The 20456-nt window shown below is 68.0% G+C and carries 16 protein-coding genes; 9 read left to right on the forward strand and 7 right to left on the reverse strand.

Translation table 11 applies throughout. The features are described 5' to 3' along the window. Positions 1-6 precede the first annotated feature (6 nt). From GQY20_RS16190 to gcvA, 6 genes are all read right to left on the reverse strand, one after another. The gene (locus GQY20_RS16190) at positions 7-1002 is read right to left on the reverse strand and encodes a P1 family peptidase (protein WP_157218138.1); all 996 of its coding nucleotides are present in this window, start codon (positions 1000-1002) and stop codon (positions 7-9) included. Further along, entirely contained in the window at positions 999-2402 is a 1404-nt protein-coding gene (locus GQY20_RS16195; protein ID WP_157218139.1) for an amidase, read from the reverse strand. Before GQY20_RS16195 ends, GQY20_RS16190 begins: the two co-directional genes overlap by 4 nt. Further along, positions 2399-3712 (reverse strand): MFS transporter, encoded by a 1314-nt coding sequence (locus tag GQY20_RS16200; RefSeq protein WP_157218140.1) that lies wholly within the window; start codon positions 3710-3712, stop codon positions 2399-2401. The genes GQY20_RS16195 and GQY20_RS16200 overlap by 4 nt, the downstream gene beginning before the upstream one ends. A gap of 177 nt (positions 3713-3889) precedes the next feature. Continuing rightward, positions 3890-5503, reverse strand: coding sequence for an arylsulfatase (locus tag GQY20_RS16205; RefSeq protein ID WP_157218141.1), 1614 nt, complete (start codon positions 5501-5503; stop codon positions 3890-3892). Between the two features lie 58 nt (positions 5504-5561). Then, positions 5562-6719, reverse strand: a complete 1158-nt coding sequence (locus GQY20_RS16210) for an aminotransferase (protein ID WP_157218142.1) — start codon at positions 6717-6719, stop codon at positions 5562-5564. 130 nt (positions 6720-6849) lie between these two features. Further along, a complete protein-coding gene (gene gcvA, locus GQY20_RS16215) occupies positions 6850-7752 on the reverse strand; it encodes a transcriptional regulator GcvA (RefSeq protein ID WP_157218143.1) in 903 nt (300 codons plus the stop codon). A gap of 99 nt (positions 7753-7851) precedes the next feature. On the opposite strand from gcvA, the gene GQY20_RS16220 reads away from it, so the two are divergent. Genes GQY20_RS16220 through astD form a run of 5 tightly spaced genes read left to right on the forward strand, consistent with a single transcriptional unit; the run spans position 7852 to position 13915 of the window. Beyond that, complete coding sequence (locus GQY20_RS16220; protein WP_408641119.1) at positions 7852-8877, forward strand: 2-oxoadipate dioxygenase/decarboxylase family protein; 1026 nt, start codon at positions 7852-7854, stop codon at positions 8875-8877. Then, the gene (locus tag GQY20_RS16225; RefSeq protein WP_157218145.1) at positions 8874-10319 is read left to right on the forward strand and encodes an FAD-binding oxidoreductase; all 1446 of its coding nucleotides are present in this window, start codon (positions 8874-8876) and stop codon (positions 10317-10319) included. The genes GQY20_RS16220 and GQY20_RS16225 overlap by 4 nt, the downstream gene beginning before the upstream one ends. Further along, complete coding sequence (locus GQY20_RS16230; protein WP_157218146.1) at positions 10309-11505, forward strand: aspartate aminotransferase family protein; 1197 nt, start codon at positions 10309-10311, stop codon at positions 11503-11505. Before GQY20_RS16225 ends, GQY20_RS16230 begins: the two co-directional genes overlap by 11 nt. Then, entirely contained in the window at positions 11505-12515 is a 1011-nt protein-coding gene (locus tag GQY20_RS16235; RefSeq protein WP_157218147.1) for an arginine N-succinyltransferase, read from the forward strand. The genes GQY20_RS16230 and GQY20_RS16235 overlap by 1 nt, the downstream gene beginning before the upstream one ends. After that, the gene (astD, locus tag GQY20_RS16240) at positions 12512-13915 is read left to right on the forward strand and encodes a succinylglutamate-semialdehyde dehydrogenase (protein ID WP_157218148.1); all 1404 of its coding nucleotides are present in this window, start codon (positions 12512-12514) and stop codon (positions 13913-13915) included. Before GQY20_RS16235 ends, astD begins: the two co-directional genes overlap by 4 nt. 133 nt (positions 13916-14048) lie before the next feature. Here the strand turns inward: astD and GQY20_RS16245 are convergent, their stop codons facing one another. After that, positions 14049-14792, reverse strand: a complete 744-nt coding sequence (locus GQY20_RS16245) for a response regulator (protein WP_232476087.1) — start codon at positions 14790-14792, stop codon at positions 14049-14051. A 253-nt stretch (positions 14793-15045) separates the two neighbouring features. On the opposite strand from GQY20_RS16245, the gene GQY20_RS16250 reads away from it, so the two are divergent. The 4 genes from GQY20_RS16250 (at position 15046) to GQY20_RS16265 (ending at position 20455) form a co-directional block, all read left to right on the forward strand. Beyond that, positions 15046-17127, forward strand: a complete 2082-nt coding sequence (locus GQY20_RS16250) for an ATP-binding protein (protein ID WP_157218149.1) — start codon at positions 15046-15048, stop codon at positions 17125-17127. A gap of 477 nt (positions 17128-17604) precedes the next feature. Then, on the forward strand, positions 17605-18249 hold the full coding sequence (locus GQY20_RS16255) for a LuxR C-terminal-related transcriptional regulator (protein ID WP_157218150.1): 645 nt from the start codon (positions 17605-17607) through the stop codon (positions 18247-18249). A gap of 137 nt (positions 18250-18386) precedes the next feature. Continuing rightward, complete coding sequence (locus GQY20_RS16260; RefSeq protein WP_157218151.1) at positions 18387-19154, forward strand: AraC family transcriptional regulator; 768 nt, start codon at positions 18387-18389, stop codon at positions 19152-19154. A 344-nt stretch (positions 19155-19498) separates the two neighbouring features. Beyond that, complete coding sequence (locus GQY20_RS16265; protein WP_157218152.1) at positions 19499-20455, forward strand: alpha/beta hydrolase fold domain-containing protein; 957 nt, start codon at positions 19499-19501, stop codon at positions 20453-20455. Position 20456 lies beyond the last annotated feature (1 nt).

A 20456-nucleotide genomic window follows, 5' to 3' on the forward strand; every position in this document is an offset into this window, starting at 1 on the left:
CAGCCCTCAGGCATGATGGACACCGCGGGCGATGGCGCGGGCAAGGCAGTCCGCCGCCGCCGATCCGATCCGCGCCACCGCGAGCGCCCGGCCGCCGTCGGCGGGCAGGTCGATCGCGCCGCTCGCCAGCGCAAAGACGAGATCGCCGTCGAAGGGCGTATGGGCAGGCCGGATCGCGCGGGCGATGCCGTCCTGCGCCATCATCGCCACGCGGCGCGCCTCCGCCTTGTCGAGCACGGCATTGGTCGCGATCACGCACAGCGTGGTATTGGCGCCGGCGGAAAGGCGGCCGAGCGTCGCGAGCCGGCTCTCGTCCGGCATCGGGTCCTGCGCGCCGCCCGGGCCGGACGGCAGATATCCACCGAATTCACTCCCATGCTCGAACGGCCAGGCCCAATAGGTCCGACCGTCGGGCATGAAGGCGGATCCGATCGAATTGACCGCCGCCAGCGCGCCGACCACCAGCCCATCGGCAAAGACCAGCGAGGCTGAGCCGATGCCGCCCTTGCGGTATCCCGCCATCGCCCCGCGCCCTGCGCCGACCGAGCCGAGCGCGAAATCCTCGCTCGCGGCATCCACCGACGCGGCGCCGAGCCTGCGATAGGGCGGCTCCTCGCCCCACTTTTTGTCGCCATCGCCGGCCAGATCGTGCAGCACGGCGGCCGGCACGATCGGAATCGCATGGCCCTCCGGCCGCAGCCGCATGCCGATGCCGCGCGCCGAAAGCCACGTCACGGCCCCGTCTGCCGCGGCAAGGCCGAACACCGATCCGCCGGACAGGACGATGCCATGCACGCCGGCCACCAGATTTTCGGGCGCCAACGTCTCGGTCTCGCGCACGCCGGGGCCGCCGCCGCCGATGTCGACCGAGGCGATCCAGGGCGTGGCGGTGAGCAGGGTGGTGACGCCCGTGCCGGCGGCTTCGTCGGTGGCATGGCCGACGCGCAGCCCGGCAACGTCAGTGATCAGGTTCCGGGGGCCGGGCTGCGGCGCATCGCTCACGCCGCGCCGCCCGTCCAGGGGCGCGGCCAGGGCCGCTGGGCCGGTCGCATTGCCTCATAGGCATGAGCGAGGCGCAGCACGCCGAGATCGTCGAAGCGGCGTCCGATGATCTGCAGGCCGATCGGCAGGCCGGCGGCGGTATAGCCGCAGTTGATCGAGGCGGCGGGCTGCTCCGTCATATTATAGGCGACGGTGAAGCCGATATGCTCGAACGGGCGCGCGGGATCGTTGACCGGGCTCGCCCAGTCGGCCGGAAAGGCGGGGACCGGCGCGGTCGGCGAGAGCATGAAGTCGTAACCCCGGAAGGCGGCGATCCCGGCTTCCTGCATGCGGATGATCTGGTCGAAGCCGGTATAGACCGAAAGGCCGTCATAGCCGCGCGCCGGCTCCACCCAGGCGCGGATATAGGGGAGGATGGTCGCGTAGCGTTCGGGCGGCAGCGATCGTGTCTCGTCGTGGAATCGCGTGCGCCAGAAACGGTCGAGCCCGTCCAGCATCTCGGGCGTGAGGAAGGGGCGCACGGGCTCGACGATGGCACCGGCACTTTCGATCAGCCGCGCCGCGGCGATCACCGCTTCGCGCGTTTCCGGCTCGGCCGGCATGCCGCAGCCCGCGTCCAGCAGCAGGCCGATGCGCAATCCCTGCAGGTCGATGGCGAGATCGTCCCAGGCGATGTCGGCGGGCGGCAGGCTCATATAGTCGCGTTCGTCCGGCTGCGCGGTGGCCGCCATGATCAGCGCGGCATCCGCCACCGTGCGCGTCATCGGGCCAGCGACCCGACCGATATAGGGCGGATCGATCGGCACGCGGCCGAAGCTGGGCTTCAGTCCGAAGATACCGCACCAGCCGGCCGGCAGCCGGATCGATCCGCCGATGTCGGTGCCGAGATGCAACGGGCCATAGCCGGCCGCGGCCGCACTGCCTGCGCCTGCGCTCGATCCGCCGGGGGTGCGGCTCGTGTCCCAGGGATTGCGGGACAAGGCGTGGAAGCTCGACAGTCCGGACGACAGCATCCCATAATCGGGGTTGGTCGTCTTCGCGAAGGGGATGGCGCCGGCCTCGCGCAGGCGCTGCACCGGCGGTGCATCCTGCGGCTGGGGCGTCATGTCGCCGGCAGCCGAACCGACCGGCTTGGGATCGCCCTCGGTCGCGATCAGCTCCTTGATCGTCACCGGCACCCCATCGAGCGGTCCGGCCGGTGCGCCGGAGGCCCAGCGCCGCTCCGATCGGCGCGCCTCGGCAAGCGCCCGTTCGGGCTTCGCCGCCCAGGTGGCGGCCAGCACCGGCTCGGCCATCGCCATCCTGTCGAGCACCGATTGCATCACCTCCACAGGCGAAAGGGTGCGCGCCGCGAAGGCCTGGATCATCTCGCGCGCCGTGAGGTCGCAACTTTCAGTCATCGGGTTCTTGCCATAGTCTGGGGCCGGTCGGCTGGGAAGCGGAGGATCAGCAGCGCGGAGAGGCCATGGCCGAGCGCCGGCGCGACTGCGAAGAAGCTGAGAAGCCCGGTAAGCGCGGTCGCGTCATTGGGGCCGGCCGGCCTGAAGCCGAACCAGCCGATCACGAAGAAGGCGATCGCCACGGCCAGTGCCATGGCGGCGTTGGTGGTGACGTTGAACACCGAGGAGAAAAGGCCGGCGCGCTCGATGCCCGTCGTCGCGCGGTGCCGGTCCGCCACATCGTAGATCATCGCGCGCAGCATCAGATTGCCCGATCCCTGGGTCAGGCCCTGCGCCATCACGAGCGCGACCAGCAGCCATGCCCGTCCCGGCGTGAGCAGCAGCATGGCGAGATTGATCGCGACCTGGACAAGCTCGGCGAGGATCAGCGTGTGCGGGCGGCCCAGCCTGTAGCTGATCCGCGCCCAGAGCGGCGCGGCGACGATGCCGAAGGAATATTGGATCAGCAGCAGGATCGCCGCGATGTGGAGCTGCATGTAGAAGGTGACGAAGAAGACGAACACCGCGCCGCGCGCGCCTTGGCCCAACGACACGAAGAAGTCCGACGCGATGATCCGCCACAGCAGCCGGTCGCGCAGCACCGCACCGAGGCCGCCTTTCGCCGGCGCCGCGGCCTCGGTACGGCGGCCCGGCGCCTCGCGGAACAGGGCGGCGATGAGGAGGAGACCGGGCGCCAGCGCCGCGACCACGAACAGGCCCATTGCCTGCACGTGCAGCTTGGCGTCGCCGACATGGAGAAACTCCAGGGCGGCCGGCATCAGCAGCACCGCGAAGACGCCGACCGAAGCTCCGGTCTGGATATAGGATTGGATGCGGGCGCGCTGGCGCGGATCGGCGGAGAGCTCGCCGCCCCAGGCATAATGCGGGGTCGCGGTCGCCGTCCAGCCGAGGCAGAGCAGCAGCAGGCCGATGGCGAGCCAGGCGTCGCCCGCGCCCGGCGGCGGCAGGAAGACGGCGATGGCCGCGATGAGGAACAGCAGGCCGCCTCCAAGAATCCACGGCTTGCGGCGGCCGAGGCGGGTATGGGTATGATCGGAGAGCCAGCCGACCACCGGATCGCTGAACGCGCTCCACAGCCGGCTGAACAGGAAGATCGTGCCCACCGTTTCCAGTCCGAGCCCCATCGTCTGCGCATAGAAAGCGGGCAGATAGGCCTGAAGCGGGATGTTGAAGCCGCCGGTCGCCACGCCCAGCATGGCGAAGGCGGCAAGACGGCGGACAGGCAGCGGGGCTGCGGTCGGGGTCGTCATGCTAAGCGATCATGGCTGCTTCATCCTCCCCCGCAGGGAAGGGGGGACCACACGCAGTGTGGTGGAGGGGTTCAGCTTTCGACAGCGCAGACGCCAGACATGAAGCAGGCGGGAGCCCCTCCGCCGCCTTCGCTGGTCCCCATCCCGCTGAAGGGCAGGATGAACGACGCCAAGGACTCATCCTGCCAGCGCCCCATCGAGCTCGAACACGCTGACCGGGGTCGGCAGCACGCCGGTCTCGGCCGCGTAGCGCTCCCACGCCTCGCGCAGTTCGGCCAATATGTCGGGGCGATCCGCGGCGCGATCGTGGATCTCGCCGGGATCGGTCGCCAGGTCGTAGAGCTGCCACCCGCCTGCGCCGACCGGATGAGGCAGCCAGAGCGCCTTCCAGTCGCCCTTGCGCACCGCGCGGCGGCCGAACAATTCCCAGCCTGTCTCGGTTTCCTGGGAATGGACAGCGTCAGCCTTGCCGGCGAGCCACGGCGCCATCGATCGTCCGCGTGGCAGCGCGATCGGCCGGCCCGCATAATGGGTACCGGCAGGGGCTATGCCAGCCATGTCGAGGACCGTCGGCAACACGTCCATTGCCGTCGAGAAAGCGTGGCCGATCTCGCCGGCACGGGTGACGCCGGGACCGCTTGCGAAGGCCGGCACGCGAATGCCGCCCTCGGACGTAAAGGCCTTGTGCAGCCGCGACGGCGCGGTCGCCGCCTGCGCCCAGCGCGGCCCGTACCAGCAGCAGCTCGTCGGGCGGCCGAGATTGTCGAGGCTGTTGTCGTAATGGCGCTTCACGCGATCGACGATGATCGGGCCATAGATCGGCATCGCCTCGACGATCGCGCCCTCTGCACCATTGTCGGAGAGGAACAGGATCAGCGTATTGTCGAGTTCTCCGGTCGAGCGCAGATGCTCCACCACCCGGCCGATATTCTGGTCCATGCGATCGACCATCGCGGCATAGACTTCCATCGTCCGCGCCGACCAGGCCTTGCCCGCGGCGTCGAGCGCCTCCCATTCGGGCTCGTCCGCCACCACCGGATGGGGTTCGACGTCGGGCTCGCACAGGCCCAGCGCCTCCAGCCGGGCGAGACGGCGGGCACGCAACGCGTTGGGGCCGTCGTCATAGCGGCCGCGATATTTGGCGATCTCGGCATCGGGCGCCTGCAACGGCCAATGCGGCGCGGTGAAGGGCAGATAGGCGAAGAAGGGGCGATCGTCGTCGCGCTCCGCCAGATACTGGATCAGCTTGGTCGCGAAATAATCGGAGGAGTAGAAATCGTCCGGCAGCGCTTCCACCGGGACGCCGTCCTCCTCGTACAGCGCCTCCACCGTGGCGAAACGGTTGAGCTCCCCCTGGCCATAATGGCTGCCGCCCGCGGGCAGGAAGGCGAAGCTGCGCTCGAAGCCGCGGGCGTCGGGCTTGCTCGTCGGGGTATCGCCGAGATGCCATTTGCCCGAAAGGATCGTGCGATAGCCGGCATCCCGCAGCAGCTCCGGCAGGGTCACCACCCGTTGATTGAGATAGCCTTCATAACCCGGCGCGCCGGCGAAACCCGGCGCGGACACTTCGAGCATCGATCCGATGCCGGCGATGTGCGGATCCGTGCCGGTCATCAGCATCGCTCGGGTGGGCGAACAGGCGGGCGCAGAGTGGAAGCCGGTCAGCCGGACGCCGGCGGTGGCGAGCGCATCGAGATGGGGTGTGGCGATCTCACCGCCGAAGGCGCCGAGGTCCGAAAAGCCGAGGTCGTCGGCAACGATCAGGAGGAAATTGGGGCGCTTCGCAGTCATGGCTTCTCCTAGCCTAGTTTCTCTTTCGATAAAGTAGAGAATGAGCCCGGCCCAACCCTCAATTCCGGACCTGCTGCGCAAATGCGGCCAGTCGCTCGGCGGCTTCGTCGATCACCACATCGGATTTGGCGAAGCAGAGCCGGATGACCGAGGTGGGCGCATTTTCCGTGTAGAAGGCCGAGATCGGAATGGCAGCAACGCCGGCATCCTCGATTGCGCGCAGGCAGAAGGCACGGTCGCCCAGTGCGATGCCGGAGGCGGCAAGATCGATGCAGAGGAAATAGGTGCCCTCGCTTGGCAGCACGGCATAGCCTGCGGCGATGAGGCGAGCCGTCAGCCGATCGCGCGAACGCTGATAATCGCCGCGCATCGCCTCGAAATAGCTTTCCTCCTTGCCGAGGCCATAGGCCACCGCTGCCTGGAGGTTGGGCGGGGTGGTGAAGGTGAGGAACTGGTGCGCCTTGGCGATCGGGGCGAGGAGGGTGGGCGCCGCGACGACGAAGCCCACCTTCCAGCCGGTGAGCGAGAAGATCTTGCCAGCCGATCCGATCTTCACCGTCCGCTCGCGCATGCCCGGCGCGGTTATCAGCGGCAGGTGTTGTCGGCCGTCGAACAGCACATGTTCCCACACCTCGTCGCAGAGCGCGATCAGATCGCGGCGGACGCACAGCTCGGCCAGGGCCGCGATCTCGCCGTCGTCGAAGACGCGCGCGATCGGATTCAACGGATTGTTGAACAGGATTACACGCGTGCGCGGGCTGATCGCGGCGGCGATGGCCTCGATCGGCAGGCGCCAGTCAGGCGGCGCCATGCTCACCAGCTTTGCCACGCCGCCGGCCCGCTGAACCAGCGGCAGATAGGCGTCGTACATCGGCTGGATCAGCAACACCTCGTCGCCCGGTGAGATAAGCGCGAGCAGCGCCGCGGAGAGCGCCTCGGTCGCTCCCGATGTGACGAGTATGTCGCTGCCGGTGGCGTCGAGTCCGTGAAAGCGGCGATAATGATCGGCGACTGCATCGCGCAGCCGGTCCGTGCCCATCATCGGCGGATATTGGTTCGATCCGTTCAGAACCGCATCGGCCGCCGCCTGGCGTATGTCGAGCGGCCCCGCGCCGTCCGGAAAACCCTGGCCGAGATTGATCGCGCCGGTCTTGCGCGCGAGCATCGAAATCTCTTCGAACACGCTGGTCGGCATAGTGGCGTAGATGGGATTCACGCGACCTCCATGGGCCGGGCGCGACGCCGGCCGGTATCTCCGCAAGAGAGCCCGATGTGATCCGGAGGGCAAGCGGCTATCGGCGGGAGACGGATTCCATGTCCCGATCGCAAAGATCGGGCCGTCCGCCCTAGACCTGCGTCGTCTGCGCTTCCGCTTCCATCCAGGCCGAGAATTGCGCGAGTGCGCCGTCCTGCTCCCAGCCCTGCCGGCGCACGAGATAATAGGCTGCATCGTCCTCCAGCGCATCTGCGAACGGGATGACGAGCGTCCCTTCGTCCAGCTCCGGCTGAATCAGGAAGCGCGGGATCAGCGCGACGCCCGCGCCGGCCGCGGCCGCCTGGGCGAGCATCAGGAAATGCTCGAACACCGGACCGCGCAATGGCGGCACGTCGGTCATGCCCTGACCGGCGAACCAGCGATTCCATGCAGTGCGGCGGGAAGCCTGGAAAAGCAGCGGCTTGTCCAGCAATGCTGCCACGGATGGCAGGGGATTGCGATGCAGCCAGTCCGGCGCGCAGACCGCCACCGCCTGCTCGCGGAACAGGAAAAGGTGGGAGGCGCGCGGCCAGTCCGGCTGGCCGAAATGGATCGCCGCATCGAAACCTTCTTCTTCCAGGTCGAACGGAAAGGAGCGGGCGGCGAAGTTCACGGTCATCTCCGGGTGGCGCGCAGTGAGGCGCGGCAGCCGCGGTGCGAGCCAGCGCATGCCGAAGCTGGGCAGGGTCGCAATGTTGAGCTCCCGATTATGCGTCCGGTTCATGGTTCGCTCGGTGGCGGTGCGGATGCGATCGAGCGCGGGTTTGATCTGCTCGGCATAGGCGCGGCCCGCCTCGTTGAGCTCGACCCGGCGACCATGCCGATCGAACAGGCTGGTCTGTAGCCATTCCTCCAGCACCGCGACCTGGCGGCTCACGGCGCTCTGGGTAAGGCCGACCTGCTCGCCCGCGCGCGAGAAGCTGCCATGCCGCGCGGCGGCCAGGAAGCTGGTGAGCGCCGCCATCGGCGGCAGGAAGCGGCGACTCTCATTCATTCCATTTCCTCATCAGCAGATACGGCAAATCCATTTTGAATCCGGCGCAGCATTCACCAGATGGAGCACCGACTGCAACGGATTCGGATCGGTACCGCCATCATGGCCCAGCATGCGAAAATCTCACAAGCTCTCGTGCAGACAATGCTCCCGGTGGATCGCGCCGAGCAGGCGGAGCGGATTCTCGCGCCGATGATCGACGCAGAGGCCGACGCAGCACCGGGCGTGACGCGCGCGCAGTTCGCCGCGGCGATGAATCGCATCCTTTTTCTCGGTTTGCTGGATCGGGTTCCCAGCGGCAGACGCTATGTCGCGGATGTCGAGCGCGAGGGCGGCCGTATCGCCTTCGATCATGGGGCCGTGCGCAGCGTCTGTCTGGCCGCAGGCGATACCGGCGCGCTGCCGCGCGGCGAACTGGCGTTCCGCCGGATCCTCGAGCCGCTTGGCTACAGTGTCGCCGCAATCTACCCGCTGCCGAAGCTGCGCATGACCGGGCGCGCCTATCGCCACGCCGATTTTCCCGACACCATGCCGCAATTCTTCGTGAGCGAGTTGCATGTCGACCAGTTCGACGCCGATTTTGCGGCGGCGGCGCAGCGCGTTTTCGGCAGCTCGCACGACCCGCTGGATGCGGAAACCAAGGAAATGCTCCGCGATTTCGCGGAAGGGCGGACGGTGACGCTGGATCGGGCCTGTCATGCGATGCCGGTGATCGTCGGCGCCTTCGGCTGCCATCATGCCACGCCAGAGCTCGCCGACTATGAACGGCTGCGCGATTCCTCGCGCGAGGCGGCATGGATCGCGACGGAGGGCAATGCCTTCAACCACGCGACCGATCGGGTCGCCGACGTGATCGCGCTGGCGGAGGCGCAGCGCGCGCTCGGCCGGCCGATCAAGGATAGCGTCGAATTCTCCGCCACCGGGCGCGTGCGGCAGACCGCCTTCCGGGCCGACACGGTCGAGCGCCGCTTTAAGGTCCGTGGCGCCGCCGATGCGGTGCTGGAAGTGCCGGGCTCCTTCTATGAATTCATCAGCCGCGATGCGGATCCGGATACCGGCCTTATCGACCTGTCGTTCGATAGCGGCAACGCAACCGGCATCTTTACCATGACGCAGGGCGCATGAGCGCTGGCCCGGTCTTGATCGACGCGCTGCGCGCGCTCGTCGGCGATCGCAATCTCCTCGCCGCCGCCGAGGATCTGCGCGTCGCCCAGGCCGACGGTCGGGTCGCCGACGGGAGTGAGCCCTGTGCGATCGTGCGTCCTGCCGATGCCGCGCAGGTGTCGGAGATCGTACGCCTGGCAGCCGGGCACGGCGTTCCGCTCGTCGTGCAGGGCGGCCGCACCGGGCTGGTCGGGGCCGGCCTGGCGCAGCAGGCGGGGGCGCTGATCCTGTCGCTCGACCGGCTCGACCGCTGCATCGAGATCGATCCGGTCAACCGCATGGCGACGGTGGATGCCGGGGTCCGCCTTTCCGCGCTCAACGCCGCCGCTGCCGAATTCGGCCTGTCCTTTCCGATCGACCTCGGCGCCGATCCGATGATCGGCGGGATGATCGCGGCCAATACCGGCGGCGCGCGCTTCCTGCGATACGGTGACGTGCGCACCGCGCTGAAGGCGGTCGAGGTCGTCCGGTCAGACGGCACGGGCGAGCGGATGCGGTTCGGCGCGGCGCTGTGGAAGAATAATGGCGGGCTCGATCTCAAGCAGCTGCTCGTCGGCAGCAGCGGTGCGCTCGGCATCGTCACGCGCGCGACGGTCGCGCTGCAGCCCTTGCCGCAGGCGCGGCTGACCGCACTGCTGGCGCTGGCCGATCCGCATGCCGCGCTGATGCTGCTGCGCCTGTTGGAAGACGGCTTCGGCACCTTGCTGACCGCGTTCGAGGGGATCAGCGGGGCAGCGCTGGCCGCGGCGCTGCGCCATGTGCCGACGCTTCGCGCGCCGTTCGGCGGCCCGCTGCCGGCCTATGCGGTGCTGATCGAGCTGTCCGCCGGATCGCTGTTCGACGCGGCCGAGCTGGAGGACAAGCTCGGCACGCTGCTGGCGCCCCTGATGGAACGGGACGGCACACCGATCCTGGATGTCGCCACCGACCGGCGCGACGGCCTCTGGGCGATCCGCCATGCGGTGCCCGAGGGGCTGCGCAGCGAGGGTGCGGTCGTCGCCTGCGACATTGCGCTGCGCCGCGGGGACGTGATGCGGTTTCGCGACGATCTCGCCGCCCGCCTGGCCGCGGCCGCACCGGGGCTCGTCCTGCACGATTTCGGGCACATCGGCGACGGCGGGCTGCATTTCAACTGCGTCTGGCCGAAGGCCGCCGGGCCGCTGCCGGACGGGATCGCCGATCGCGCGCGCGCCATTGTGTTCGATGCGGTCGTCACCGAATATGGCGGCAGCTTCAGCGCCGAACATGGCGTTGGCCCGCGCAACATTGCGCAGTATCGCCGCTTCACGCCGCCCGGCGAACGCCGGATCGCAGGCGCCATGCAGCGGCTGATTGCCCCGGTGCCGATCGGGAGCGTGGATTTTGGAACGGGTTGGTCTGAGGAGTTGGACGATGTCGAATGATCTGATGGGGGTCTACAGCCGCGCGCCGGTGGAAGTGGAGCGGGGCGAGGGCGTCTGGCTCGAGGCGCGCGACGGCCGCCGCTATCTCGACTGCGTCGCCGGCATCGCGACCAACAGCCTGGGCCATGCCAATCCGAAGCTCATCGCCGCGCTGACCGAGCAGGCGCAGAAGCTTTGGCACGTCTCCAACATCTTCCGCATCCCCGGCCAGGAGGCGCTTGCCCATCGTCTCACCGAGGCGAGCTTCGCCGACGTGGTGTTCTTCGGAAATTCCGGATCCGAGGCGATCGAATGCGCGCTGAAGACGGCGCGGCGCTTCCACGTCGCCAACGGCCAGCCGGAGCGCATCGACGTGATCGGCTTTGCCGGCTCCTTCCACGGCCGCACCTATGCCGCGATCAATGCGTCCGGCAATCCGAGCTATCTCGAGGGCTTCGGCCCGCGCCTGCCAGGCTATGTGCAGCTCTCCGTCGATGATCGCGCCGCCATCGAGGCCGCGATCCGCACGCCGACCGCCGCAGCCGTGATCGTCGAGCCCGTGCAGGGCGAGGGCGGCGCGCGAGCGCTCGACGAGGAGTGGCTGCGCTGGGTACGCGCGCTGTGCGACGAGACCGGCACGCTCCTGATCTTCGACGAGGTACAGTGCGGCATGGGCCGGACCGGCCGGCTGTTCGCCCATCAGTGGTTCGATGGTCTCGCACCGGACATCATGGCCGTCGCCAAGGCGCTCGGCGGCGGTTTTCCGGTCGGCGCCTGCCTTGCCACGGCCGATGCGGCCAAGGGCATGACGGTGGGCGTGCACGGCTCGACCTTCGGCGGCAATCCGCTGGCGATGGCGGTCGGCATCGCGGCGTTCGACGAGCTGGCGAAGGAAGAGACGCTGGCCAATGCCCGCGCGATCGGCGCGCGGCTGGCCGAGGGTCTGCGCCGGATCGGTGCGGCCTATCCCGATATCGTCGTCGACGTGCGGGGCAAGGGCATGCTGATCGGCGTCAAGCTGATCCCCAACAACCGCGAGATGATGGCCGCCGCGCGCGACCAGGATCTGCTCGTCGCCGGCGGCGGCGAGAATTGCATCCGCATGCTGCCGCCGCTGATCATGACCGCGGACGAGGCCGACGAGGCGCTCCGCCGGCTGGAGGCGACCTTCGCCGCGACGCGCACGCGGCTGGCCGCGGCGGCCTGATGCTGTTCGTCCGGCCGGCCGGGCCCGCAGACATCGATGAGCTGATGGAGCTGGCTTATCTCTCGGGCCGGGGCTTCACCAGCCTGCCCGAGGACCGGCCGACGCTGGCCAGCCGCCTCGCCTTGTCGGAGCAGAGCTTCGGCGGGCAGGCAGCACCGGCGGACGCCTGGTACGTGATCATGCTGGAGGACAGCGACACCGGGCGGATCCAGGGCGTGGCGGGCGTCAAGGGCGCCGTGGGCCAGCATCGCCCGCATTATTCGTTCCGGGTGATGACGCTCGCCCAATATTCCTCGGCGACCAACACGCGCTTCGATCACAATGCGCTGGTGCTGGTGAACGAATGCAGCGGCTGTTCCGAGGTCGGCTCGCTGTTCCTGCGGCCGGGCAAGCGGCAGAGCGGCGCCGGATCGCTGCTCGCGCGTTCGCGCTACATGCTGATCGGCACGGCGCCCGATCGCTTCGCCAGCACGATCATGGCGGAGCTGCGCGGCTGGTTCGACGAGATGGACAACAGCCCCTTCTGGGATGGGATCGCGAGCAAGTTCTTCCGCCTGCCGTTCGAGGAGGCGGACCGGATGATCACCTCGACCGACGGGCAGTTCATCCTGGATCTGGCGCCGCGCCATCCCATCTATCTGGAGCTGGTCGACAAGGCGGCGCGCGACGCGATCGGCGCGGTCCACCGCCATGGTGTCGCGGCGTTGCGCATGCTGGAGAAGGAAGGCTTCACCCGCTCCGGACTCATCGACATCTTCGACGGCGGGCCGACCATGACCTGTCCGCTGGGCAATATTGCGACGATCCGTGGGGCGGAGCAGTGCTCGGTACGGATCGGCGATACGGCAGGCGGCGAGGAGATGCTGCTTTCTACGACCGACATCGCCCGTTTTCGTGCGCTTCGCACCGAGGCGCGGCGGGAGGACGGTCAGATCTGGATTTCGCAGGACTGTTCGCGCGTGCTCGGGGTGAGCGAAGGCGAACGGCTGCAGGTGAGCGGAGCGATATGATGCTGCAATCCATCGACCCGGCAAGCGGTGAGATCGTCTGGGAAGGGCCGACCCACGCCGCGGCCGATTGCGAGGCGGCGCTGCATCGGGCGCGCGGCGCCTTTGCGGGCTGGGCGCGCACGCCGTTGGAACAGCGGGTGGCGATCGTCCGCGCCTTTGCGGAGGCGCTGAAGGCCGACAGCGAGGCCTTGGCCGAGCTCATCTCGCGTGAGACCGGCAAGCTGCTCTGGGACAGCCGCGGCGAAGTGGCCGCGATGATCGGCAAGGTCGAGATCTCGATCGCCGCGCAGGCGGAACGCGCGGGCGTGCGCGAGCAGGCGATGCCCTTCGGCAGGGCGGTGCTGCGCCATCGGCCGCACGGCGTGATGGCCGTGCTCGGCCCCTATAATTTCCCGGGCCACCTGCCGAACGGCCATATCGTGCCGGCGCTGCTCGCCGGCAATTGCGTGATCTTCAAGCCGTCCGAGGAAACGCCGGCGACCGCCGAACGCGTCGCCAGGGCCTGGGCGGCCGCCGGCCTGCCCGAGGGCGTGCTGCAGGTGGTGCAAGGCGGCCGGGAGACGGGCGAAGCGCTGCTGGCGACGGATATCGATGGCCTGCTGTTCACCGGATCGGCCCAGGCCGGGCGCATCTTCCGCAAGGCCTTCGCCGATCGGCCGGCGGTGATCCTCGCGCTCGAGCTGGGCGGCAACAACCCGCTGATCGCCTGGGACGGCGATGCCGAGGCGATGGCGACGGTGATCGTCCATTCGGCCTTCATCACCACCGGCCAGCGCTGCTCCTGCGCGCGGCGGCTGATCGTGCCCGTCGGCGCCGAGGGCGATCGCGTCATCGATGCGCTGACCGCGGTCGCCGGCAAGCTGCCGGCGAGCGCCTGGAACGACACGCCCGACGGCTTCATGGGTCCGCTGATCTCCGCCCGCGCGGCGGAGGCTGCCCGCGCCGCCTATGCCGGCCTGCTGGAGCGCGGCGCGAAGCCGCTGCTGCCGCTTGCCGAAGTGGCCGGACGCAGCGCGGCGTTCACTTCCGCCGCGATCGTCGACGTCACCGGATGCGACGTACCGGACCGCGAGATTTTCGCCCCGCTGCTGCAGATCGACCGCGTGGCCAATTTCGATCGCGCGATCGAGCGGGCGAACGCGACCGCCTTCGGCCTCTCCGCCGGCCTGCTCTCCGCCGATGAGGCGCTGTGGGAACGGTTCAGCCTGGAGGCCCGGGCGGGCGTGATCAACCGCAACCGGCCGATCACCGGCGCTTCCTCGGCGATGCCGTTCGGCGGCCTCGGCGAATCCGGCAATCACCGGCCGAGCGCCTATTATGCCGCGGACTATTGCGCTTTTCCGGCCGCCAGCCTCGAGGCGGCGGACATCGAGGCGATGGCGATACCGGGCCTGGCTTGATCGGCCCGGCCCTCGGCCGAAGGTGCCGTGGGGCCGCTCGGAGGGAGCTGGCCTGGGGACCGCCCCACAGCATGGCGGTTGTGCGCCCCGATGCAGGCGGGGCGCAAGCGGGATCGGACCCGATATGGCGCGATCAGGCGCTGACCGCGGGCACGAACATATAGCCTTCGTTGCGGACGGTGCGGATCAGCTCGTCGCTGCCGAGCTTCCTGCGCAGGCGGCTGATCTGCACGTCGATCGCCCGGTCATAATGTTCGCTGTCCTGCCCGCGGGCATAATCGAGCAGCTGATCGCGGGTGAGCACGCGGCGGGGATGTTCGACGAATGCACGCAACAGGCGGAATTCCCCGTCCGACAGGATGATCGGCATTTGGTCCGGATCGTGCAACGTGCGCCCGAGGAGATCGATGCGCCAACCCGAAAAGCGGCGCACGCCGTTCGATCCGCTTTCCTCGCTGCCCTCATAGGATCGACTCTCGGCCTGTTTGGCCGTGCGGCGCAGAACGGTGCGGATGCGGGCGAGCAGCTCGCGCGGATTGCAGGGCTTGGCGAGATAGTCTTCGGCGCCCATCTCCAGCCCGACGATGCGATCGATGTCGGTGCCTACCGCTGAAAGCATGATGACCGGCGGCCCGTCGCTGCGCTGCAGGTCGCGAAGCGCGGTCAGCCCGTCCTCGCGCGGCATCATGACGTCGAGCACGATCAGATCGTAACGGGTTCCAGACAGCTTCTGACGCATTTCCAACGGATCTGCGGCGGCGTCGGCGCGATATCCGTGGCGATCCAGGAAAGAGGAAATGAGCGATCGGATGCCCGGATCGTCATCGACGATCAATATGCGCGTCTCGAGATCCATGCGGTCGATAATGGCGTTCATGGCCGCTCTTTGCCAGCCGGATATCAGTGGGATTTTGCAACGGGCTGCGCCATGTTGCGGCAGAGCGGCTTTCTCCGTCGCGTCCTGCAATATTCCCGGCATGTTCTGACATTTGCCGGCAACATGGCGGCCGCAGTTCCTTCCCTTAAAAAACCGCTGGGGAACAGGCATGGGCACGATCGGGGCTGCGATCGGATCATATCGTGCACGCGGCGATGGCCGACGGCGGCCAATTGTGGCAGACGATATTCTCATGAAAAGCCCGTTTTCCGGTGGGCGTTGGCGCGGCCCGCCGCTCATGTTCCAGATATTGGCGCTGTTGCTCGGCGGTCTCGTGATCGCCCAGCTCGTGACCCTGCTGCTCACGCTGCTGCTGCCGCCCTCGCCGAGCCCGCAGCACAGCCTGGCCTCGATCGCCGCGGCGCTGCGCGGCGAGCAGGGGCGCGAAAGCCGGCCCGACGGGCTGGAACGCGCCGTGCAGCCCGGCCCTCCCGATCTCGGAGGCACGGGCTGGATCGTGTCGGAGCGCGCCAAGGTCAAGCTTGCCGATCTGCTCGAGACGGCTCCGGACGACATCCGCCTCGCTTTCTACACGCCGCTGCCCTTCGCCGGCACCGCGGCGGCGCCGAAGCTGACGCTGGCCACCGATGGGCCGATCCTGCCGCTGAAGGCGTCGGCCGATGGCCCGCGGGCGTGGTTGCTGCGCGTGGCGATGCAGGTGCCTGGCGGTAATATGGGCACCGCGACCCGCTTTCCCGGCAGCGCGCCGACGCGGGACAGCTTGCCTCCCGGGATGCAGATGGGCTGGGGCCGGCCGCGTGGGACCGGAGCCGAGACGCTGCCCGGCGACGTTCAGGGCGGCCTCCCGCCGGAAGGGCCGCTGTTCCGGATCGATCCGGGGCCGCGCGACGGCAATGGTGGGACGTGGCTGCCGGGCGATGGCGGCGCGGCGGTGCCGCCGCTTTTGCAGATGCCGCGTGCCGCGGCTCGTGCGCATGAGGTGATCGATAAGTTCACCGCCCCGCTGACCTCCCAATCCTCGACGATGGTGCAGGACAGGTTGCAGACCCAGCGGAGCGATCTGCTTCCCGCCGAGCCTACGCCCCCAGTCGTCATAGAGGGTGATGCGAGGCCCGGACCACGCGCCGATCCGTCCCCGATCCGTATCCCTGCACCGCTGGCGCCGGCCGTACCCGTCGGGGTCGAGGCGAGGCACTCGACAGAAGCCATGCCGCCGCCTGCGCCGCCGGTCGTGGTAGCGCCGCGCCTGGGCGATATTCGGTCCGGTGCCGAGGATCAGGGCAGCGGAGAGGCGCTCGTTCCGCTCACGCCGCGGGCGGGCGGCCTGTTCGGTCTTGCGCCGGCACCCTTCGTTGAAGGCAGTTTCGTCGCCGCGATGCGCATGCCCGATGGGCGCTGGGCCGTGGTTCAGCCGTCGCCCGAGCCTTTCCCCAATGCGTGGCAGCGCCGCGTGCTGCTCTGGTTCCTGATCGCCTTCGCGATCGTCGCTCCGATCGGGTGGCTGTTCGCGCGGCGCATCGTACGCCCGCTCGCCAGCTTCGCCGAAACCGCCGAGCGGCTCGGCCGGGACCCATCCGCGCCGGTGCTGGCGCTCGACGGCCCCGCCGAGATCGGCCGCGCGGCGCGGGCGTTCAACGCGATGCAGAGCCGGCTGCGCAGCTTCGTCGGCGACCGCACCGCGATGGTCGGCGCGATCAGCCATGACCTGCGCACGCCGCTGACCCGCCTGCGCTTCCGCATTGAGGAGGTGGAGGATGACCATATCCGCGAAGGCATGATCGAAGAGGTGGAGGAGATGGAGGCGATGATCACCTCCGTCCTCAACTTCATCCGCGACGCCTCGACACCGGGCGTTCGCGAACGGCTGGATCTGCAGACCATCGTCGAGGATGTCGTCGAGGATGCCGCGATCGTGGGCAGCGACGTCTCGATCGAGGCGATGCAGGAGGCGCCGGTGGAGGTGGACGTGCTGGGCATCCGGCGAGTGCTGGCCAATCTCGTCGACAATGCCGTGAAATATGGGGCACGCGCGCGGCTCCGGCTGCACGTGAACGAGGAGGAGGTGATCGTCGACGTGCTCGACGACGGCCCCGGCGTTCCGCCGGGCGATCTGGAACGCGCGTTCGAGCCCTTCTATCGTGCTCCCGATATTCGCGCCTCGGGCAAACGGGGAAGCGGGTTGGGGCTCGCGGTATGCCGTTCGATCGCCCGCGCTCATGGCGGCGATACGGAGCTGCTCAAGGACGCCCAAGGATTTACCGCACGCCTGCGATTGCCGCTCTTTCGCCAGCCGGAGCGGCGCCTGGCAGCTTGAGGCGGACGGGCTGGCGGACTGCCGCCCCCTCGGTTCAGGGCGCTTCGCCCAGGACAATGCCGAATCTCCTTTCCCGCCGGAGAAGGAAAATGAAGAGCTTCTTCACTCTTGCTATGGTCTCGGCTGGGAAGAGCAGCCGCATTTTCGAAGTCGTCTGATCGTGAATGATCTTCGCTTCGTCGAAGAACGCAACCGATCGCCGCTGCTAAGCGCGTGATTCTTCGTGGATTCGGGAATGCGGTTCGACGAGCCGTTCGCCCGCCACTTGACGATCCGCCAGCTCCCGTGCAACTTTTCCATGAAGCGGCGAGGCTTTTCATTCCCGTAACGCTGGCTGCGGCCGCTCGGTCGAGCTTCGAGAACAATAACGATAAAAGACCTGATCATCGGGACGCACACAAGAATGAAGGCGCACCCACCAACGGGCGTGTCGGGAGTCCTGTGATGCTTCGATGCCAGAAGCCTGTAGCGTATCCGGTGACTGACGCGCCGGCGCTCTTCATCATCAGCCATGTACGGCTCGTGCGGGAAGGCCTGTCCTGGCAGCTCCAGCGCGACGGCCGGCTCGATCTGCAGGGGGCTGGCCGGCCCGACGCCACGACGCTTGCAGAGCTGGCCGCCGCTCCTCCGGATGCGATCGTGCTCGATCTCGGCGTGCCCCGCGGACTGGTCTTTGCCGAACAGCTGCACGCGATGCTGCCCGCAACGCGGTTGATCGGCTTTGCGATCGGCGAAGGCGATACGGAACTCGTCGCTTGGGCGCGGACCGGCGTATGCGGCTATGTCGAGCGTGAAGGGAGCGCCGGGGATATCGTGGCAGCGGTGCTCCATGCGCTCAAGGGAGAGCTTTATTGCTCGCCACGCTTCGCTGCGCAGCTGCTGGCGGAACTGGCTGCCCGCGGCCCGGCGCTGCCGCCCTGCGCGTCTACCGCGGATCTTACGCCGCGCGAGCGCGAGATCCTCACCTTCGTCGTCCGCGGCGCAAGCAACAAGGAGATTGCCCGCAGGCTCGGCATCAGCGTCGCGACGGTCAAGAACCATGTCCATCATTTGCTGGACAAGCTTGCCGTACGCCGCCGTTCCCAGGTGTCGGCGGTCGTCCAGGGCATGCAGCTGGCCTGATCGGCCCGGCACCGACGTTGGAGGGCATGTCGATCGGCACGTCCGTCGGCACGGTTGCGAGAGTGATGGCGCCGGTCTCCGCGACAGGCTAGACATTGATGCGACGACCGATGATGGGCGTAGCGCGCGACAGAACGATGAAACGCAGTCTGGATCTTCCGCTGACGATAAGGCCGGTGGTCGGCATGGAGGATTGCTACCCGGCCGGCTATGTAGACCTGTTCCATTCGCACGACCGCTCGCAACTCTGCCTGGCGCTGACCGGCGTGATGTCGGTGACGACCGATCTGTCCACCTATGTGCTGCCCGCAAACCGGGCAATCTGGCTGCCGGCCGGGACGCGGCATCAGGTTGCGTGTCGCGGCGAAGTGAAGCTGCACATCCTCTATCTCGAGCCTGATCTTCCCGGCCAGCCGGCCGATGCGCGGGTGTTCGACGTGTCGATGCTGCTGCGCGCGCTGATCCAGGAGGTGCTGACCTTCGACCATGCCTATGACGAGCGCGGGCGGGAGGGACGCATCGTCGCGCTGATGCTGGAGGAGATAGCGCGCATGCCGTCGATCCCGCTCGCCGCGCCGACCCCGAAGGACAAGCGGCTGCGCCGCGTGTGCGATCTCATCATATCGGATCCTGGCAACCAGGCTGATCTCGATGCGCTCGCTCGCCTCGCCGGGATGGGGCGGCGCACTTTCACGCGCGCCTTCCGCAACGAGACGGGCATGGCCTTTGCCGTTTGGCGCCAGCAGATCCGGCTGATGGCCGCGCTTTCGATGCTGGGCGACGGCAAGTCGATCACCAGTATCGCCTATGACGTCGGTTATGAAAGCCCGAGTTCCTTCACGGCGATGTTCAATCGCGTACTCGGCGTTCCACCCAGCCATTACGCCAGATCCCGCGTCACTTAGATGCGACCGTAAGACGTGCAGCGAACTGGGGCATTCCCAAACCCTTGTAGTCGGCTTTCCTCGTCATGCCAGCGGATGCTGGCATCACTCTCGACCGGCAGCCGGTAACTGTCGAGAGCGGCCCCAGCTTCGCTGCGGCGACGAAGAAGAACGAGCTCCCGATCAGCCACGGGTGAAGGCTCTGACTCGCAGGGAAGGAAAGCAGAGCTTCGCTAAAATTCAACCGCTTCGCATGGCGCTTTAGGCCCGGCGCACACAGCGTGTGACCCGGACGCGACGGCCCGTCCGGACAAGCGCGCTACGGTGCGTCGCAGATGGGCCGGATGCCGCAACAAGGAAAATATATGGACTGGGCGCTGCTCGATCCCGAAATCGCCAGTTTCGTGCGCCGCATGCAGGCTGATTGGGCAAGCCATCCGCCATTCATGACCCTGCCGTTGGACGAGGCGCGCGCCGTGGCGGAGGAGGTACGCCGTCCGTGGCGGGCCGGTGGCCCCAAAATGGCCCATACTACGGAACATCATGTGCCGACGCCCACCGGGCCTTTGCGGATCCGGGTCTATGACCCCGGCATCGGCGCTGCCGCACCCGTACTGATCTATCTGCATGGCGGCGGCTTCACTCTGTTCAGCATCGATACGCATGACCGGCTGATGCGCGAATATGCGGCGGCGGGCGGGTTCCTGGTGGTCGGCGTCGATTATCCGCTGTCGCCCGAGGCGCGTTTCCCGAAAGCGCTAGACCAGCTCGTCGCGCTCGTCGGCTGGCTGGCAGCGAAGGGAGGCGAAATGATTGGATGTGACCGCGATCGTATCGCGATCGGCGGGGATTCGGCAGGGGCCAATCTTTCTCTGGCAGCGGCGCTCTGCCTGCGCGAACGCGGCGATGCCGCGCGGCTGCGCGGGCTGCTGCTCAACTATGGCGCTTTCGATTCCGTCTGCTCGGACGAGGCGGAAGCGCGGTATGGCGGGCCGGGGGCGGTGCTCGACAGTGCCGAAATGGCCTATTATTTCGGCAATTATACCGGTGGCACCCTCGATTTCGAGGCGGATCTCCACGCGAGGCCGATCATGGCGGACTATGCCGGCCTGCCGCCTGCCTTCTTCGTCATTCCGGAATGCGACATCCTCTCCGAGCAGAGCTACCTCGTCGCCGAGCGGATGGCGCAGGCGGGGGTGGTGGTGACGAGCAAAGTCTATCCCGGCGCCACGCACAGCTTCCTGGAGGCGATGTCGGTGGCGGCGGTCGCGCGCGAGGCGATCGCGGACGGGGCGGCCTGGGTGAAAGCACGCCTCGCCTGAC

The organism is Flavisphingomonas formosensis, assembly GCF_009755815.1.
Lineage (GTDB): Bacteria > Pseudomonadota > Alphaproteobacteria > Sphingomonadales > Sphingomonadaceae > Flavisphingomonas > Flavisphingomonas formosensis.

Coding starts and splice junctions, on each gene's coding strand:
- GQY20_RS16195 (WP_157218139.1), bottom strand. CDS start 2,402: ATGACTGAAAGTTGCGACCTCACGGCGCGCGAGATGATCCAGGCCTTC.
- GQY20_RS16200 (WP_157218140.1), bottom strand. CDS start 3,712: ATGACGACCCCGACCGCAGCCCCGCTGCCTGTCCGCCGTCTTGCCGCC.
- GQY20_RS16205 (WP_157218141.1), bottom strand. CDS start 5,503: ATGACTGCGAAGCGCCCCAATTTCCTCCTGATCGTTGCCGACGACCTC.
- gcvA (WP_157218143.1), bottom strand. CDS start 7,752: ATGAATGAGAGTCGCCGCTTCCTGCCGCCGATGGCGGCGCTCACCAGC.
- GQY20_RS16225 (WP_157218145.1), top strand. CDS start 8,874: ATGAGCGCTGGCCCGGTCTTGATCGACGCGCTGCGCGCGCTCGTCGGC.
- GQY20_RS16230 (WP_157218146.1), top strand. CDS start 10,309: ATGTCGAATGATCTGATGGGGGTCTACAGCCGCGCGCCGGTGGAAGTG.
- GQY20_RS16235 (WP_157218147.1), top strand. CDS start 11,505: ATGCTGTTCGTCCGGCCGGCCGGGCCCGCAGACATCGATGAGCTGATG.
- astD (WP_157218148.1), top strand. CDS start 12,512: ATGATGCTGCAATCCATCGACCCGGCAAGCGGTGAGATCGTCTGGGAA.
- GQY20_RS16245 (WP_232476087.1), bottom strand. CDS start 14,792: ATGAACGCCATTATCGACCGCATGGATCTCGAGACGCGCATATTGATC.
- GQY20_RS16250 (WP_157218149.1), top strand. CDS start 15,046: ATGAAAAGCCCGTTTTCCGGTGGGCGTTGGCGCGGCCCGCCGCTCATG.
- GQY20_RS16260 (WP_157218151.1), top strand. CDS start 18,387: ATGAAACGCAGTCTGGATCTTCCGCTGACGATAAGGCCGGTGGTCGGC.
- GQY20_RS16265 (WP_157218152.1), top strand. CDS start 19,499: ATGGACTGGGCGCTGCTCGATCCCGAAATCGCCAGTTTCGTGCGCCGC.